The organism is Kroppenstedtia guangzhouensis (genome assembly GCF_014637345.1).
GTDB classification, from domain to species: domain Bacteria; phylum Bacillota; class Bacilli; order Thermoactinomycetales; family DSM-45169; genus Kroppenstedtia; species Kroppenstedtia guangzhouensis.
In genome coordinates this window covers 234,054-250,013 of record NZ_BMEX01000002.1, presented here as the reverse complement: position 1 = coordinate 250,013, position 15,960 = coordinate 234,054, and the positions used below count along the sequence as shown (strand labels likewise).

At 49.4% G+C, this 15,960-nt stretch carries 17 protein-coding genes and 1 pseudogene; 12 read left to right on the top strand and 6 right to left on the bottom strand.

Features of this window, described 5'->3' with window-relative positions:
- Positions 1 to 17: 17 nt before the first annotated feature.
- The 10 genes and pseudogenes from IEV46_RS03780 to IEV46_RS03735 all read left to right on the top strand — a co-directional run bounded on the left by IEV46_RS03780 (position 18) and on the right by IEV46_RS03735 (position 9,114).
- A complete protein-coding gene (locus IEV46_RS03780) occupies positions 18 to 689 on the top strand; it encodes a fumarylacetoacetate hydrolase family protein (protein WP_308420262.1) in 672 nt (223 codons plus the stop codon).
- Positions 689 to 1,421: pseudogene (locus IEV46_RS03775) on the top strand (fumarylacetoacetate hydrolase family protein). Before IEV46_RS03780 ends, IEV46_RS03775 begins: the two are co-directional and overlap by 1 nt.
- A gap of 210 nt (positions 1,422 to 1,631) precedes the next feature.
- On the top strand, positions 1,632 to 2,270 hold the full coding sequence (locus IEV46_RS03770) for an SDR family oxidoreductase (RefSeq protein ID WP_188430057.1): 639 nt from the start codon (positions 1,632 to 1,634) through the stop codon (positions 2,268 to 2,270).
- A 245-nt stretch (positions 2,271 to 2,515) separates the two neighbouring features.
- Positions 2,516 to 2,671 (top strand): hypothetical protein, encoded by a 156-nt coding sequence (locus tag IEV46_RS03765; protein ID WP_188430055.1) that lies wholly within the window; start codon positions 2,516 to 2,518, stop codon positions 2,669 to 2,671.
- Positions 2,672 to 3,393: 722 nt separating this feature from the next.
- On the top strand, positions 3,394 to 3,588 hold the full coding sequence (locus tag IEV46_RS03760) for a hypothetical protein (protein WP_188430053.1): 195 nt from the start codon (positions 3,394 to 3,396) through the stop codon (positions 3,586 to 3,588).
- A gap of 113 nt (positions 3,589 to 3,701) precedes the next feature.
- Positions 3,702 to 4,475: an ABC transporter ATP-binding protein gene (locus IEV46_RS03755; RefSeq protein WP_188430051.1), complete on the top strand. Its 774-nt coding sequence runs from the start codon at positions 3,702 to 3,704 to the stop codon at positions 4,473 to 4,475.
- Entirely contained in the window at positions 4,453 to 5,961 is a 1,509-nt protein-coding gene (locus IEV46_RS03750) for a hypothetical protein (protein ID WP_188430049.1), read from the top strand. Before IEV46_RS03755 ends, IEV46_RS03750 begins: the two co-directional genes overlap by 23 nt.
- Positions 5,958 to 6,860, top strand: coding sequence for a PqqD family protein (locus IEV46_RS03745; RefSeq protein ID WP_188430047.1), 903 nt, complete (start codon positions 5,958 to 5,960; stop codon positions 6,858 to 6,860). Before IEV46_RS03750 ends, IEV46_RS03745 begins: the two co-directional genes overlap by 4 nt.
- A complete protein-coding gene (locus IEV46_RS03740; protein WP_188430045.1) occupies positions 6,857 to 7,153 on the top strand; it encodes a hypothetical protein in 297 nt (98 codons plus the stop codon). The genes IEV46_RS03745 and IEV46_RS03740 overlap by 4 nt, the downstream gene beginning before the upstream one ends.
- A gap of 467 nt (positions 7,154 to 7,620) precedes the next feature.
- The gene (locus tag IEV46_RS03735) at positions 7,621 to 9,114 is read left to right on the top strand and encodes a Na+/H+ antiporter NhaC family protein (protein WP_188430043.1); all 1,494 of its coding nucleotides are present in this window, start codon (positions 7,621 to 7,623) and stop codon (positions 9,112 to 9,114) included.
- Positions 9,115 to 9,283: 169 nt separating this feature from the next.
- Here the strand turns inward: IEV46_RS03735 and IEV46_RS03730 are convergent, their stop codons facing one another.
- From IEV46_RS03730 to IEV46_RS03705, 6 genes are all read right to left on the bottom strand, one after another.
- Positions 9,284 to 9,733 carry a hypothetical protein gene (locus IEV46_RS03730; protein WP_188430041.1) on the bottom strand — a complete coding sequence of 150 codons (450 nt, stop codon included), beginning with the start codon at positions 9,731 to 9,733 and terminating at the stop codon, positions 9,284 to 9,286.
- Complete coding sequence (locus tag IEV46_RS03725) at positions 9,720 to 10,178, bottom strand: thiol-disulfide oxidoreductase DCC family protein (protein ID WP_188430039.1); 459 nt, start codon at positions 10,176 to 10,178, stop codon at positions 9,720 to 9,722. Before IEV46_RS03725 ends, IEV46_RS03730 begins: the two co-directional genes overlap by 14 nt.
- Positions 10,179 to 10,361: 183 nt before the next feature.
- Positions 10,362 to 11,168, bottom strand: a complete 807-nt coding sequence (locus IEV46_RS03720; RefSeq protein ID WP_188430038.1) for a squalene/phytoene synthase family protein — start codon at positions 11,166 to 11,168, stop codon at positions 10,362 to 10,364.
- Between the two features lie 704 nt (positions 11,169 to 11,872).
- Positions 11,873 to 12,511, bottom strand: coding sequence for a lysophospholipid acyltransferase family protein (locus IEV46_RS03715; RefSeq protein ID WP_188430036.1), 639 nt, complete (start codon positions 12,509 to 12,511; stop codon positions 11,873 to 11,875).
- Positions 12,512 to 12,526: 15 nt separating this feature from the next.
- Complete coding sequence (locus IEV46_RS03710) at positions 12,527 to 13,465, bottom strand: phosphatidate cytidylyltransferase (RefSeq protein ID WP_188430034.1); 939 nt, start codon at positions 13,463 to 13,465, stop codon at positions 12,527 to 12,529.
- A gap of 3 nt (positions 13,466 to 13,468) precedes the next feature.
- On the bottom strand, positions 13,469 to 14,083 hold the full coding sequence (locus IEV46_RS03705) for a CDP-alcohol phosphatidyltransferase family protein (RefSeq protein ID WP_229735883.1): 615 nt from the start codon (positions 14,081 to 14,083) through the stop codon (positions 13,469 to 13,471).
- Between the two features lie 113 nt (positions 14,084 to 14,196).
- Here IEV46_RS03705 and IEV46_RS18310 point away from each other — a divergent pair, with 113 nt between their 5' ends.
- Together IEV46_RS18310 and IEV46_RS03695 are read left to right on the top strand one after the other, a co-directional pair.
- Positions 14,197 to 14,517 (top strand): OmpA family protein, encoded by a 321-nt coding sequence (locus IEV46_RS18310; protein ID WP_188430030.1) that lies wholly within the window; start codon positions 14,197 to 14,199, stop codon positions 14,515 to 14,517.
- A 228-nt stretch (positions 14,518 to 14,745) separates the two neighbouring features.
- A complete protein-coding gene (locus IEV46_RS03695) occupies positions 14,746 to 15,669 on the top strand; it encodes a S66 peptidase family protein (protein ID WP_188430028.1) in 924 nt (307 codons plus the stop codon).
- Positions 15,670 to 15,960 lie beyond the last annotated feature (291 nt).

Genomic DNA, 15,960 nt, shown 5'->3' with positions numbered 1-15,960 from the left:
ACATCAACAGGCTGACCTTGGATGTCCCCATCTCCGGGACGGTTTACGATACACTGCTCAATTATAAGGGTACGCTTGCAGAACTTGGGGAAGCGGTTCATGAGCCCCCTTATCGGGAGCCACCGAAAGCCCCTGTTCTCTATATCAAGCCGCAGAATACATTTACAGGATTCGGGCAGCTCATCCCTTTGCCTGATGATGTTTCTGAATTGGAGGTGGGTGCCTCTCTCGGGGTTGTGATCGGCCGAAGGTCCACGCGTGTAAATGAGTCAGATGCATGGGATCATGTGGCAGGGTATACAGTGGTTAATGATGTAAGTATTCCACATGACAGTCTCCATCGGCCCGCCATCCGTGAGAAGGCGCGTGACGGTTTCTGTCCGATCGGCCCATGGGTGATCGACCGTCCGGCGGTGACGAATCCCGATGGATTGGGTGTACGGGTGTTCGTTAACGGGCAACTTCGCCAGGAGAACACAACCGAAAACCTGATTCGTTCTGTGGCCCATCTCATTGCAGATGTTACGGAATTTATGACTTTAAATAGGGGTGATGTGTTGTTGGTGGGCGTGCCGGAAGGAGCTCCAAGGGTTGAAGCCGGCGATCGCCTCCGGATCGAGATTGACCAAGTGGGTCGCTTGGAAAATACGGTTGTCAGCGAGGATGAATGGGTGGTGGGGGAGAGATGATGAAAAGAGCACGTGTGGCATTTGGCGGGGCCATTCATGATGCTGTGGAAGCAGAAGGCCTTGTTCAATTGAATAATGGCCGTCTGCTGGATGAAAAAGATGTGGTGTGGTTGCCCCCGGTACAGCCGCAAACCGTATTCGCTCTCGGTTTAAACTATGAGGATCACGCCGAGGAGCTTTCATTCAACCCTCCCAAAGAGCCTCTGGTCTTTCTGAAGGGGCCCAACACTTTGGTAGGGCATCGTGCCCAGACCCGCCGTCCGGTCGATGTAACTTATATGCACTATGAGTGTGAATTGGTTGCCATCATCGGTCGGACCGCAAGGAAGGTGAAACGAGAAGATGCCTATGAGTATTTAGCCGGATATACGGTGGCCAATGATTATGCGATTCGGGATTATCTTGAAAACTATTACCGGCCCAACTTGAGAGTGAAAAATCGTGACACCTGTACGCCGATCAGTCCGTGGCTGGTCGATACGAAAGATGTGGCCGATCCGATGAATCTCAGCTTGCGCACATATGTTAATGGGGATTAACACAGGAAGGGACAACGGGAGACATGATATTCAGTATTCCCGTATTGATTGAATACCTGAGCAGTTTCATGACGCTGAATCCGGGGGATATGATTTTGACCGGAACTCTAAAGGGTCCGTCGATACGGCAGTCGGGGATGAAGTTGTGACCGAGATCGATGGCAACCGGGGATATAACACCAAGATAAATTGATTGCCCCGCTAATATGGTTCCTTCGTGATCGGAGATCCCGATACGGTCAAAGAAGGATTACAGCGATTGTTAGATGAAACTCAGGCGGATGAATTTATGATCCATGCCGCGATTTTCGACCACCAAGCCCGTCTGCGCTCATTCGAACTCGTGTCTGAAATCTTTCAGGGAAACCGTTGATCCTATCCGATTTCAAAGGGGTTGTTTGATTTGAAAGTGGCCGTGATCGGTGCCAACGGAAAAATTGGAAGACATCTCGTTCATCTGTTGGGAACAAGCGGTTACCGGGTACGTGCCGTGATCCGTAATGAACAGCAACGGCCGGAGATGGAAAAGCTGGGGGCCGATGAGGTGGTGGTGGCCGATCTGGAGCAAACCATTGACGAGGCTGTGGCAGGATGTGAGGCGATCGTCTTCACGGCGGGTTCTGGCAGCCATACCGGGGCGGATAAAACTCTTCTGGTCGATCTGGACGGGGCCTTCAAAACCATCGATGCCGCCGTGACCCACGGTGTGGACCGCTTTATCATGGTCAGCTCGATGATGGCTGACCGGCCGGAGCAAGGCCCGGATACAATGAGACACTATTTCGTTGCCAAGGGCCGTGCCGATGAACGGTTGCGGGAAAGCGGTCTCAATTACACCATCATCCGCCCGGGAAGATTGACTGACGAGCCGGGGAAAGGAACCATTTGGATCCCGGATGATCAGAAAGCATCCGGGGAGATTCCCCGCGCCGACGTAGCTGCTGTAATTGTGGAATCACTGCAGAGGGAGCATACCTATCGGCGCTCCTTCGATCTGCTGACCGGAAACACTCCGATTGCCGAAGCGTTGAACTCCATCTGATTGGAAGGGGAGTATAGACGAAAACAACTCCTGTAAAGGAAGCCAGATGCAATAAACAAGAAGTCGTCCGTCAGATGGGCGACTTCTTGTTTCCACGCTACAAAAGTGCCGTTTGAAATCCAGTGATTCAAGGATTTCCGGAAGAAAAGGTACACCCCCGGTCTAAGCGTAAGGTTAACGGCCCAAGCGCTTGATGGGCATTGCAGCTCCTTTGAGCGACCGGCCTTCGCCGAGCATCGCCGCTGTTGGAGCAGGTGGAAAATTACGGGGATCTCTGTGACCGAATGGAAGAGGTGCTCCGGGACTTTCTGCAAGCCGGTCATCAGACGGTCGCCATCTTGACCAAAGATATCGTATCCGCCCAGGACTTATATGATCAGCTGACCCGAGGGGATCACTGAGCTGGAATTGGTGACAGCCGCCCATCACCAACTGGGAATTGTTAAAAGTAACCGAAATGTACAGGCCTTTCTCATTGCGAGGATAATATTTCTTGTTGTATTAGACAGATTTAACCCACATCGACAGTCGAACCTGTTTCGGCCAGAGGGCCTGAATGGTTTTTAAACAGGTGTTTTTATCAGGAGATACAGGGGTCACCGGTCGACCTTGAGTCACTCAACGAAATCCCTGTTCACTCAGTTGCATCAAAAACGGCAAACAGGCCCCATACCAGGAGTCCAGGGTGACCGTGACCTCGGCTGCCAGCAACCGGGCTTCAAGTTCCTTGAGCATGTCCAATACCAGGTCATACTTCGTCTGGAACAGTTGGGGTCGACCGCAATAATATATAGTAGAAAATTATACATGCATGAGAGCTCTTCACTTCCTCACCTCACCATTTCTTAAAGCAAGCCGTGTATTGAAGTTTCCTTTGATAACAAGCTATTTTCCTTTCCCACATAAGAGATAAAGATGCTTTAAATAACGCCTATTATTTGTAATGTATATTATATTTTAGAGTTTAACGAGTATTCGGAAGCTTATGCTCTCATATACCGTCGGTAGCGATTAATATGAAAGTTTTTGGCATCCTAGCGCATTTGACCAATAGTAACAATATTCTGTATCATGGGACTTGCCCTGGTCTGGAGACAATTCTGAAAATGGGGAGTGGATGTAAATGAACTACGTACAACCACAAGTTCGATTTAATAAAGAAGTCCAGGTGAACGAAGCGATTGATTGGACCGTTGTCGCCATTGCAGCCATCATTGCGATTGGTGGTTATGCCGCGTACTGCGCCTCCAAAGGTGGAGACTTCTATTCAAAAATCGACATAGACGATAAAACTGTAGAAGTAGGTTGCAAAATGTAACCGCTTGTCCCCTGAACTTTGTAACACTGTGACTCCCGTTACAGAGGCAGTGTCACTTGCATTGTAACATAAAACCCCAGACCGGGGCATTTCAATTATGTGAGGAAATGCTGATGAGAAAGCAAAAAGTCCTTGAAATGGAAAGTGTGACAAAAGCGTATGGTGATCATGTTGTAGTGAATAACCTTTCGGTTACCTTATTTGAAGGGGAAGTGTTTGGACTCTTAGGTCCCAACGGCTCTGGAAAAACCACTACGATTAAAAGCATGACCGGTCTCTTGACACCGGATGCTGGTATAATCACTATTGACGGCCTAGATGTCGCCGCGCATGCCATGAAGATAAAGCACATGATCGGTGTAATGCCAGATGTAGATGAGTTGATGGAGGATTTGACAGCCTGGGAGTTTCTCCGTTTTATTGCAGCTATCCGACAATTACCTACTACTAACACTGATAAACAAATCGAAGAATGGCTACGACTCCTCGGCATTTGGGAAGACCGAAAGCGCCTGCTCCACTCCTTTTCTCATGGAATGCGGAAAAAAGTCCAACTAGTGGCAACTTTGCTGCATCAACCACGCTTGATCATCTTGGACGAACCGACAACTGGCCTGGATCCAGAAATGATCTATTTGCTGAAGCAGGTATTGCGGGAAATCAAGCAAAAACAGATAGCAGTGTTGTTGTCCACTCATGATCTTTTTTTTGCACAGCAAGTGTGTGATCGGGTCTGTCTGATCCAAAACGGGATGGAGCTGATCCAAGGAGAGGTGAAGTGGGTGCTAAAACAGTGCCAAGCTACTTCCTTGGAGGAGAGTTACATTCAACTGACCCAATCTCAGGATAAGCGGGGACAGATTCATGCAATCTTGGATCATTGGTAAGATGATTCTTACCACTTGGAAAAATCGATGGTGGCAGATGACCAAACGTTCACCATTGGTCGGTATTGTACCGCTATTGTTAGTGCCGGGTGTAATTGCATCCGCTTGGTATGTCTATCACTCTACCCATGAAACCTTTTTTGGAGCCAATGAACCAGATGAGGCGATGGCAACACTCCTTTTACAGCGCCTTAGCCTGGTTACGTTTCTTTTGATCGCCATGGCTATGGGGCTGTTTTGGCAGTGGGGGATTCGTAGTGGTTTGAAGAATCGTTTTCTGGAAACCCTTCCTGTTCACAGATCAGCGTGGATCGGAGGGCAATTGTTGCCGGTTGCATTTTTGATGTTGCTGCTCATCCTGGCCGTCTTTTTGCCGGTGTTATTGGTTTTATTGAATGGCTTATCCCTACCGCTCCATCAACAGTTTGGAGCGACGCTGTTGTATGCCGTGGTGTTGAGTTGTGCAATACTTGTCGGAATGGTCTGGCAACAAGCAATTCACCTGTTGGCAAGTTGGGCAGCAAAGGGGCGTACAGCTTCGGTGCAACGGCTTTTTCATGGTGCACTCTTTCTGTCATCGGTATTTGTAGGGTTATCATGGGGGGGATGGATCCTCCAACGGGGGTGGGATATCTGGTCCGCTCCGCTTCCAGGTACCCTCTTTTCAAAAACGGTTTTGAGTTGGGCGACGGAGTCGGGGACCTGGTTGGCAGATGTGGGGCTGTTGTTGGGGTGGTTGTCGGGGCTACTTGTGTGGGTGGGGCTGCTGTTTCATTTCGACTCGAAGCAGCGTGCCGATGATGCCAGCGAACGGGTGTGGTTGAGCTCGCTGTCTTTTCCCCGGTTACAACTGTTTAGCGTTGCCGCTCTGGAGTGGAGAAGAGGATTTCGGGATGCAGAGACCCATTTCCATACTACTGTTTCTCTCTTTTTTCTCGCATTGGTCGGTGGGATAATTCGTCTGGGAGATTGGAACTTGTACCTGCCCCTATATGAGATGATTCTATTTTTTGGACTGCCGTTTTTGTTATCCATCTACCCGCTAATGGCCCGAGGAAGAGATGTTAGCGCAAGGGACGGATTTCGCTTGTTACCCCTACCAACTCACATCTATATAGGCGGAAAAATGCTGCCCTATCTCACTGCATTACCTTTGATGGCATGGCTGTTGCTTATAGCGTTGCAAATCTTAGTCGGCCTTCCGTTGCCTAGTTTAACCAAATCTCTTTCCTTTCTCATGCATGCTTTGTTGTTTCTAGCCACCGCATTTGTAGTCGGTACAGCACTGCCTAGCGATGAGAGTAAATTCACGGGGAAATGGATGGTTAATTTGGTGTTTGTCAGCGTTTGTTTACCACTGTTTTACGGAACCGGTGTGCTGCAAGCCCGTTGGTCTACCGGAGTATACGCGGCTGCGGTGCTGGCATATGTGCTAATCGCCTATCTGGTGGCGTTTTTGTTGGAACGAGGGAGGGAGCATGCATGATTCGTGACACCACGATACCCGTCTGGCCTGAGCATGTTGAATTGACGAAAGAAGCAATTCAAGATCATGTATTGGATATCCGTCACGGAATTAATGAAGTTACCTATGAAATCTTAAAAGAAGTAGACGGACACCGTTCGATCAATGAAATCTGCAATCGCTTATGCGAACAGCATAGTTGGCCACCCGAACAAGTGTTGCCAGATATTAGACAGCTTGTGCTTCAGTTAAATGAACGCTATTTAATAAATGTTCGTCAACCGCCTTCACTAAAAGTGTGGTTACAGGAGCGCTGGATAACGGTGTTGGTGTTTATGCGAGTATTGCAGGGAACAGATTGGCAAACGCGGCACCGTATTGATTTGGGGGCGGATGAGGGAATCGGGAAAACGGCGATATGGCGAATTGGAATCGCTGTTTTGAAAGCCCATGGATTACTGGGATTTCTTTTGGTAGCGATAACAAGCTTTTTGCTCTTTGCGCTAGATATTAATGGATGGTTATGGCAGGGTACCGGAGTCGGCTTTTTTTATCTGCTAGGCAACTTATTACATGAATGGGGTCACCATGTGAGTTATCAAAAAGGCAAACACGGTAGGCGTCCCTCTTTTTTGGCGGTTAAACGGCTAGTGCTGCAGATCGTGCGTCGCCACACTACCCCAAGGAATGAATGGAAGATAACCTTAGCAGGTCCCTTGTTACCTTTTACAATGGCTTTGGTGATCGCCGTGATGGTATGGATGGACTATTGGCCTGGCTCCCATTTATTTGGATGGGCAGTAGTGATTGTATTAGGAATTCACCCATTATCCCTGATTCCACCGGCGGAAGATGGTAAGCGATTAGTGGAAGTGATCCGAGCGCGTAAATTATTAGTCAAACAGGGGGAAAAATCATGAAGACAAGAACTAAGATAATCTCTCTCTTTCGTCCCTTTTTGTTTGGATTTGTTTTATTTAGTCTCTTGACCGCCTTAGGCTATCTCATCTTTGGTATATTATCGGATATGAATGGTTGGTCTTCCTTTCGGCATTCGTTATTTGGGGGTCTCATCTTTAATTATCAGGTACAGGCGGATGGATCCCATCAGATGACCTTTGGTCCCGGTGTCCTCTTTATAGGATTACTAGGTGGACTGACCAACATGGGATTGGCTTGGCTATTAAATCGAAAAGAAAGTCATTCCGTTTAATTAGGCTACATAGAAATTAATGAAATTTCTTTCCTCTGAAAACGAAAATGTGAGTGGCGACACTACTATAAAAACGACTGCTGGCCTCAAGTTGTCAATGGTCGTTTTTATAGTAGAAATAAAAGTGAGATTGGGAAATAGGTAGCATTCTTCTCTGATGTCATCAATGTCAGAGCCTTCTTTATAGAAGGTAATTATGTTCAGTTTTTTCGCTTTTACTGAGGCCCCCAATGTTTTATCCCAATCATCGAAATCCCTGATTAATGTTCCCGGTCATACTTAAAAGCACCATATGTTGTCGGATTGTTGTTCATTATCAACCAATATCACCGTTTTCGGGAATGGACTTTACATTCATGATTTATGGTGATTTATAACATTAGGTTTATTCTATTTGATCGTATACCCGACAATGGTATGATTGAAAACACATCATCTTTCGTCGAGGGAAAGGAGAGAAGCTGTTTGTGGAGACTTGGTTATCCTTACTTCCGCCGTTGATTGCCATCGGGGCGGCGTTGTTGACCCGAGAAGTGATTCTTTCTCTATTTCTCGGTATTGTCAGCGGTAGTTTGATCTTGGCTGACTTTTCGGTCACCCAAGGATTGACTGATTCTTTTCAAGTCGTTTTTGCACAAGTTGCCGATCCGGAATGGGCTGTCCCCAACATCATCTTTCTGCTGGTATTGGGAGGATTGACCGCCCTCGTGAGCGCATCGGGGGGAGCGGAAGGGTTCGGTCGCTGGGCCATGTCCAAGGTGAAGTCGCGCTCGGGTGCCCAGATGGTGCCTTTCGCTTCGGGATGTGCCGTCTTTATTGACGATTATTTCAACTGTTTGGCTGTGGGGCAAATTGCACGCCCCATCACGGACCGGCAAGGGGTGTCCCGGGCCAAACTGGCCTATATCCTGGATTCGACGGCGGCTCCCATCTGCATTCTGGTCCCGCTGTCCAGCTGGGGTGCCTATTTGCTGTCACAGATCGCAAAACCCATCGAACAATACGATGTGGGATTGACTCCGATAACTGCTTTTATCGCATTGGTTCCTGCCAATTACTATGCCATCCTGGCGCTTTTGTTGCTGTTGCTGACGATTTGGCTCCGGATTGATCTCGGACCGATGAAAAAGCATGAGCAACAAGCGATGAATAATGTCCGCAAAGATCGGGTGGACACAGAGGATCCGGGCAACCGTGCCGTGGACCTGGTGCTTCCCCTGGCAGTACTGATCGGAGCCACCCTATTTTTCATATTGCAGACGGGGGGCTATTTCAGCAAAAATAAAGATGTCGTCCAGGCCTTGGGAGATGCCAATGTGATGATCTCACTGCTTTATGCCGGTGTGATCTCCGTTATTTTCGCCGCTGTTCTTTACATTCCCCGTAAACGGGTTCGGGCAAAAGATTTTCTCCCCACTTTTTCCAAGGGGATGGAAAGTATGCTCGGTGCGGTGGTGATTCTGGTTCTTGCTTGGTCGATCGGCGATATTGTGAAGAAACTGGGGACCGGTGAGTATTTGGCCGGATTGGTGAAATCGGCGAGTCTGCCGCTGGAAGTGATGCCAGTGGCGCTGTTCGTAATCGCCGGGATCATGGCTTTTGCGACGGGGACCTCCTGGGGTACCTTTGCCATTATGATTCCCATCGGCGCCGCCGTCGCCGGTCAATTTTCGCCGGACTGGGTGCTTCCCTTCATCGGTGCTGTCCTGGCCGGGGCGGTCTTTGGCGATCATTGCTCACCGATTTCCGACACGACGATCCTCTCCTCCGCCGGTGCGCAGTGTGATCACATCGATCACGTGCGTACACAGCTGCCTTATGCTTTGTTGGCGGCGGGAAGTGCCGGGATCGGGTATTTAGTCTACGGTTTCTCACACCAAGTGTGGCTGGGATTGGCGGCTTCCACAATTTGTATCGTGGCTATTCTCCTGTTCATAAAAAAGAGAACCGCAACAGCTTGACAGCGTTGCGGAATTCTCCTTTCGGCCCTGTATCCGTTTGTACCCGTTCAATGTTTGAGGTCGGATGGGGAGCGACTGTCCTGTTTGGGATTTCTTTGGAGATCCCGAATCCAATAATAACCTGTGCTGAGAGCAAAAATGACAACCAGGAGTAAGATCATAAAGCTTGTCACAGACTGGTCTCCTCCTTTTCTCTTTTCTCCAACAAGAGCAACAAGCGATCCCGGTCCAGCCATAACAAAATCATGCACATGATCGTCATGACGGTGCTTAAATCCTGCACTCCGATTTCAAAGACATAGTTGACCATGGTGACATTGATCACGATGGGAAAATAGCAGATGGCGCCCAATGTCGCTGTCCTGGGAATCATAATCAAGAGAGCGGAGATGATCTCACCCAAACCGATCATGATTTCATAGATACGGGAATAGCCGAAAAAGGTCCAAGCCATCACAAACCCTTCTCCGTTGGTGGTAACGGCATCGGGACCGGGGACGCCGAATTGGCCGGGATACAATTTAACCAGTCCGTAAATCAGGAAAACGATGCCCAGAAAAAGACGGAAGGTGGTGGGAACGGATTGTTTCAACACCCGAATGAATCTACTGTGTTTCATGAGAAGCTTCATCCTTTCCAGGTAGATCCAGAAATCGCTCTCGGATTTCCGGGGTGGGTATCATACAGGCAGACTGTTTTCCAAAAAATCTGTAACGGTTTTTGGCGAACCAGCGATAGACTCCATCCCGCAGGGGTCTCGGGATCCATATCAACACATACAATCCAGGCCAGATTCCATCCATCTTTCTGAGAATATGGAGCACTGCCGTGGATTCCGTATAACAGTGGCCATTCTCCATCAAAATGATGGAATCCACCCCAGTGGGATCGATGTGATGGGCTTGAAAGAGACGTTTTGCAACCTCCGATTGGTATGAGGAAAAGCGGAATTGAGCTTTTCTGTCACGCCGGATGACAAATTTCACCCAACCATTGCAGAAATTGCACACCCCGTCAAATAGGATGATGGAATGTTTTTGGGTGGGGATGAAGGGTTTACTCACTTCTCTGGATACTCCTTTTTTAACAGGTGTCTTTTCAAATACTAGTACTAAAAACTTAACAGTTCATGAACAGCTCCTGAACTGTGATTAAAAGAAGCGGCAGGTGTTGAGCCAAAGGGTTGAACCCTGGCGGAAACCAAAAAGAAACCGTCCGGTTGGGTACGGTTTCTTTTTGCGATCGGTTTACTCACCGGTTGCCTTCTTCACCAATTGAGTCACTTCGGCCCGGCTCAGTTTTTCTGCCCCCTCTTCCATGGCCTGAAGGGTCCCATGGGCGAGGATCAGCGGGATCTTGCAAAAGTCGAGAACCGGGGGGGATTGGATGCTGTCCGTATAAATATCCGCCTGGGCCAGGTGATGACGGGCGTAGGCAAACATCTCATCAAAGCCCCAGCCATCGGGAAAGAAATCAACCCCGCGAGAAAGATCTTCTTCCCGATTGCGGATAATGTTGACCGCTTGTAACCCCCGGCCGTAGGCGACAGCCAGATCCTGATCGGCATCGGTGCCGTCGTACCATTTCCAAAGGTCGTTGAGCAGGACACCGACCAGACCTGCAACATAATAGGTGTATTGATCCAATTCTTCCTTTGTACGGACATTCCATTTTTTAGATACCCATTCAGCCATGCCTTCAGCCATCGTTGCAGTGGAACGAAGGATATTTTGTTGGATGGTGGAAGGAATCAATTTTATCCAATCCGTCATTCGCAGAGTGACTTCCGGAAGGAAAGTTTTGTAGGGTTGAAGTATTGTCGTTATTTCATTGTCGTTGAAGGGTTTTCTAAGGATTCTGCCGATGGACCGCAACAGGCTCACCTTGGGTTCGGAAGGAAGTCGGGGATGATCTTCAATTTCGTCAATCGCTCTCATGCAGAGATAGGAGGCAGCAACCGCCTCTTTCAATTCAGATGGCAGGCGACTGATGGGGATGAAGAAGGTTCGACTCGTTTTGCGCAGAACTTCGATTGCATCTTTATGTAAGTCCACGATGGGGGGACACCTCCATTTATCTTTATTATTCAGGACCTCACACCACATTATTCTACACAAGCCGTGTTACGGAAGTATCACACAAGGATGACAAAATTCCCGGAAAAAGCCCGACAGTCATCCATGAGCTGAAGCTTATTGCCGGAGCAAGGGAAGCTCCGATGGTCCGGCAACAGAGGAGCTTAAAACAGGGTTGTCCCATGATATATTGAGGCAAGCTCCTTTCCAGGGATGGTTCACTCCTGTGAAAGCTCTTGGATATCAGAGAGTTTTTTCCCTGCTCCTGTGATCGCTTCCTATTCATGCTTCACTTTATCATTTCTCCGGGGATTCATCACCCGTTTTGCAAAGTGGAATTTGCTTTTTTAAGTAAGGGGGAGACCTGAGCCAGGTCTCCCTACCATGGATGATAAGTGAAATGGATCCCGAAAAAGAGGAATCGCGCCCTCATCCAAAGAGTGTATTTTTGATCTTCAGTGACCAGGTTTTCAACAGAAAATGACTGATCCAGCCTGTCAACAGATGCCCCGGCAAAGCGGATGACCGGAAAGATAATATAGTCCCTCAAGGAACATCAGGCTGCACCGAGGAGTGCTTGGCCATGTGCCCACAAAGAGCGCGCATCTGATGAGGGTCTACAGTACGTCCCGGACGGTAACGAATAACGTTACCTCTGCCGCTCCCCACTACATCGTAAACAATTATTCCCACGGAGCGAAATCCCCTTCCCCGGCCAGTTCAGCCATGCGGAGGTTCAATTCCTCCATAAAGGCTTGTTTATCCTCTTGCCACCGGAAGGGTTCTCCAACGAAGACATCGCAGAAGAATGGCACCAGGATCGGGTCCCCCTTGGGCAAAGCTTTTCCCAGACCATGCATAAAAATCGGATGAATCGGCACATCGGGACGCTTCCGGGCCAGATGATAAATTCCTGATTTGTACCTTTGCAATCGTTCCGGCTCTCCTCGGGAGCCTTCCGGGTACAGAATCACCAGGTCCCCTTGATCCAACGCAGTGTATATACCCTGGAACAGATCCCGGTTCTTTTTGCCCCCTTTTCTTTGGAGGGGGATGATGTGCATGATATTCAGGGAAAACCAGGCCATCCATCGGTTTTTGAGAAAATAATCCGCTGCCGCCACCGGGCGGATCCGGTTCTGCATCCGAAGTGGAAACAGGGTCATCATCACCAGAGTGTCCAAGTGGGAATTGTGGTTCGCCACCAAGATTGCCGGCCCTTTTTTTGGCAATCGCTCCCGATGCCGGATATTGATTCCCAGTACGATCAGGGTCAGGGGACGGACAATCAACAGTGAAAATAACCAGCGCAGGAGTCCCATCGTTCTCCCCTCTGCTCAATAATAATAATAGTGGATGAAATGGAAAAACAAAGGAGCGGTGTAGGTGAGGCTGTCCACACGATCCAGGATTCCACCGTGTCCCGGAATCATGCTGCCACTGTCCTTGACGCCGAGATCCCGTTTCAGGGCTGAGATATTGACATCTCCGATAAATCCGCCCAAACCGATCAGCAGACCGGAGGTCAGCGTGTGCCATGTATCAAGGGGGGTCAGCAAAGGAGCGAGCAGGAAGGCCAGCGCCACCGTGCTCAGAGCACCTCCCAGCAATCCTTCCACTGTTTTATTGGGACTGACCTTGGGCACCACCTGGTGCCGGCCGAATGATTTGCCCCAGATATACTGGGCCACATCATTGCACTGGGTCAGAATCACCAGGTAGAGAATCAACCCGGCGCCCCCCGCCTGATGACTTTCTCCCGGCAATGCCAACAGGTAAGCGATATGGCTCAGACCGAACACCATCATCATCATTCCCCAGTGAACTGTGCCCACTGTCCGGAGGAAGCCTTTATTCTCACCGATCAGGATCATCACAAAGGGGATGAGAAGAAACATGTAGACCGGGATAAAAATAATAAACATACCGTACCAACCGACATAAATCCAAAAAAACTGGACGGGAATCGACAGATATGCCCAAAACAAGACATGCCGATGGGCTCTTTGAGTCGGGATCAATGTGAAATATTCCTTTAAGGCCAAAAAGCTCAAAAATGCGAAAAAGGCGATCGAGATATTCCGGCTGATCACGATTGCCAGGGTGAACAGCGTGGCCATGATCCACCAGGACTTGATGCGTAACGTCAACTCCCGAAAATCCGAATCGGGCTTCAGGCGAACCAACAACAGATTGACCAGGCTGGCCGTCACCAAAAGACCGAAGATTCCAGCCATGACCATCAGAATTTCCCGGGGAATCTCGCTTAGATACATCGATTACTCCGCCTCCTTCACCCCTCGTCGTACACGAATCACCACATTTACTGCAATCAAAAGTGCCGTCACAGACAGGATGACATCGACCCAGAGATGGGCTTCAATGCCGAATGCGAGGATCAACGCCAGCAGGCCGAAAACAAAGGCACGGTCGCTTTTTCCCATCGGACCGTCATAACGGCGGCTCCCACCGATCACGGTTCCCAGTACCCCCGCCATCTCGCTGACGATGGCCAACACAGTGATCAACACGACAGGAACCGGAGAGATTCCCGGAATCAGGGCAAAGGGGAGATAAAGTGCCGCATCGGAAATCACATCCCCCAACTCATTCAGTATTTGACCGAGAGGGCTTTTCAGACCGTGTTCCCGGGCCAGCATCCCGTCCACGGCATTTAGCGCCATGCGAAGAAACAAAACAGGAGGAAGCAAAAACAAAAAAGAGGAGACGAAGGGATTCAAGGCAATCACCGCTCCGGTGGCCACCGACAACAGGGCAGCTGCCGTTGTCACCTGATTGGCTGTCACCCCGGCTTCAGCCAGGCGTCGCACCCCGGGCCGCAGCAACTTTTGAAACCTGGGCTTCAATTGGTAAATACTGATCAATTCCTTCACCTCCCATTCCTGTCATCTTCATATTTAAGAATAGCATAATGTTTTCTGGGTGGAATGGGATAGGCCTTTCAGTCTATTTTCCCGGAGAGTATCCGTTTATCCTTTAGTTGGTCTTGTTTGACACGGATCAGAGCAAGATTCGCTCCAAAGCCCGTCCCGAGTTGGACAAACTGGGGAAAAGTTTGGAAGGTTACAAGGGAACGGTTCGAATCTACGGCCATACCGATGACCGGGGAAGCGCCGCATACAATCAAAAGTTGTCCGAGGAACGGGCTGAAGCGGTGAAAGATTACTTGGTGAAAGAGTGCGGGATTCCCGGCATACATTTGAAGACCAAGGGCTTGGCAAGAAACACCCGGTGGTCCCCAACAACAGTGATCACAACCGTCAAAAAAACCGGCGGGTGGAAATCATTGTGGACAGTAAGTAGCTGATAAAAGGGCTCGGTGATGAACCGGAGTGAATCAGATTGGGGAAAGAACAAAGGTCTAAAGTCCGACTCCCTTGCCGCGGGGTCGGGCTTTTTTAGTTTCCGGTGAACTTTTGGATCTTACCTCTGCGGGAGCCGGGCTGATGGACTCTCTTTTCCGAGTCATGGGTGTCACCCTTTCCCAATATGATTAGGCAAAGAGAAGTGTCTGGAGAGGAAGGGGGAGGAACTTATGGCTGTCAGACCGCCCATTTTGCAACCGGGGGATACCATTGGAATCGTGACCTTGGGAAGTCCGTTAGATGCGAGTGTCATCGATGCGCGGGTCCAAACTTTGCAAAGCATGGGGTTTCAAGTCCTGTTGGGTGAACACGTCTATGCTCAAAACGGGTTTCTGGCGGGCACGGATCAGGAACGAGCCTCCGATTTGATGAACATGTTTCAAAATGAACAGGTGAAAATGATTTTACCCTCCAGGGGTGGTGTGGGCGTTGCCGGGATCCTTCCGCATCTGGATTACGATACGATCCGGCGCCACCCCAAAATTGTCACCGGCTACAGTGACATCACCAGCCTGTTGAATGTCCTCTATCAATCTGCGGATCTGATCACCTTTCATAGTCTTCTTCTCATCGACTTCCAGTTGGCGACACCGGCATACAACTTCGACCAATTTTTTGCGGCGGTGTCCACGCTCATCTCCCCCAGAGCCATACAAAATCCCCCTGGAGTTCCTCTGGTGAGCCGGGTTCCCGGAAATGTGACCGGGCCCATCGTCGGGGGAAACTTGACCTCCTTTATCGATACCCTGGGAACCCCTTATGAGATCGATGTGCGGGACAAAATTCTGTTCCTGGAAGAGGCCCATGAACCGATCAACAAGGTGTATCGGTACCTGAATCATCTGAAGCTGGCCGGTAAGTTTGATGATTGTATCGGTGTGGTTATGGGAGAGTGTGCAGGTTGTCAGGTGGCTTACGGGAAATCATACGAGGATCTGATCAGCGAATTCCTGGTTCCCCTCGGAAAGCCATTGATGACCAACTTCGCCACCGCACACGGAACATACAAAGCCGCCCTTCCCATCGGTGCCAGGGTCAATCTGAACACCTATAACAACACCTTGACCGTGCTGGAGCCGACGGTGAGTGGTTAAAGCAGAGAAATCATTACCCGCCGTAATCAACAGTGGGAGGTTGGGGTGTCGACATCCACACCTTTTTGACACAAAATCATTTTCTTTTATCTACGGGCTTGTCCCGGTCGGGTCAAAGGAGTATGCTTGAACAGGTAAAGGATGCTTTTGGGTTGTTCCTTGTAACAACGGAAAAGCCAAAGTGTGTCTGCTAAGGGAGGGACAGGGAGAGGGTCAAAACCAGAGGATTCTTTGAGGGGACAGGCAATGTCGGAACCTGGAGTAATATCGCAAAGGAAACGGATTCGTCCG

Coding starts and splice junctions, on each gene's coding strand:
- IEV46_RS03760 (WP_188430053.1), top strand. CDS start 3,394: ATGAACTACGTACAACCACAAGTTCGATTTAATAAAGAAGTCCAGGTG.
- IEV46_RS03755 (WP_188430051.1), top strand. CDS start 3,702: ATGAGAAAGCAAAAAGTCCTTGAAATGGAAAGTGTGACAAAAGCGTAT.
- IEV46_RS03750 (WP_188430049.1), top strand. CDS start 4,453: ATGCAATCTTGGATCATTGGTAAGATGATTCTTACCACTTGGAAAAAT.
- IEV46_RS03745 (WP_188430047.1), top strand. CDS start 5,958: ATGATTCGTGACACCACGATACCCGTCTGGCCTGAGCATGTTGAATTG.
- IEV46_RS03740 (WP_188430045.1), top strand. CDS start 6,857: ATGAAGACAAGAACTAAGATAATCTCTCTCTTTCGTCCCTTTTTGTTT.
- IEV46_RS03730 (WP_188430041.1), bottom strand. CDS start 9,733: ATGAAACACAGTAGATTCATTCGGGTGTTGAAACAATCCGTTCCCACC.
- IEV46_RS03715 (WP_188430036.1), bottom strand. CDS start 12,511: ATGGGACTCCTGCGCTGGTTATTTTCACTGTTGATTGTCCGTCCCCTG.
- IEV46_RS03710 (WP_188430034.1), bottom strand. CDS start 13,465: ATGTATCTAAGCGAGATTCCCCGGGAAATTCTGATGGTCATGGCTGGA.
- IEV46_RS03695 (WP_188430028.1), top strand. CDS start 14,746: ATGGCTGTCAGACCGCCCATTTTGCAACCGGGGGATACCATTGGAATC.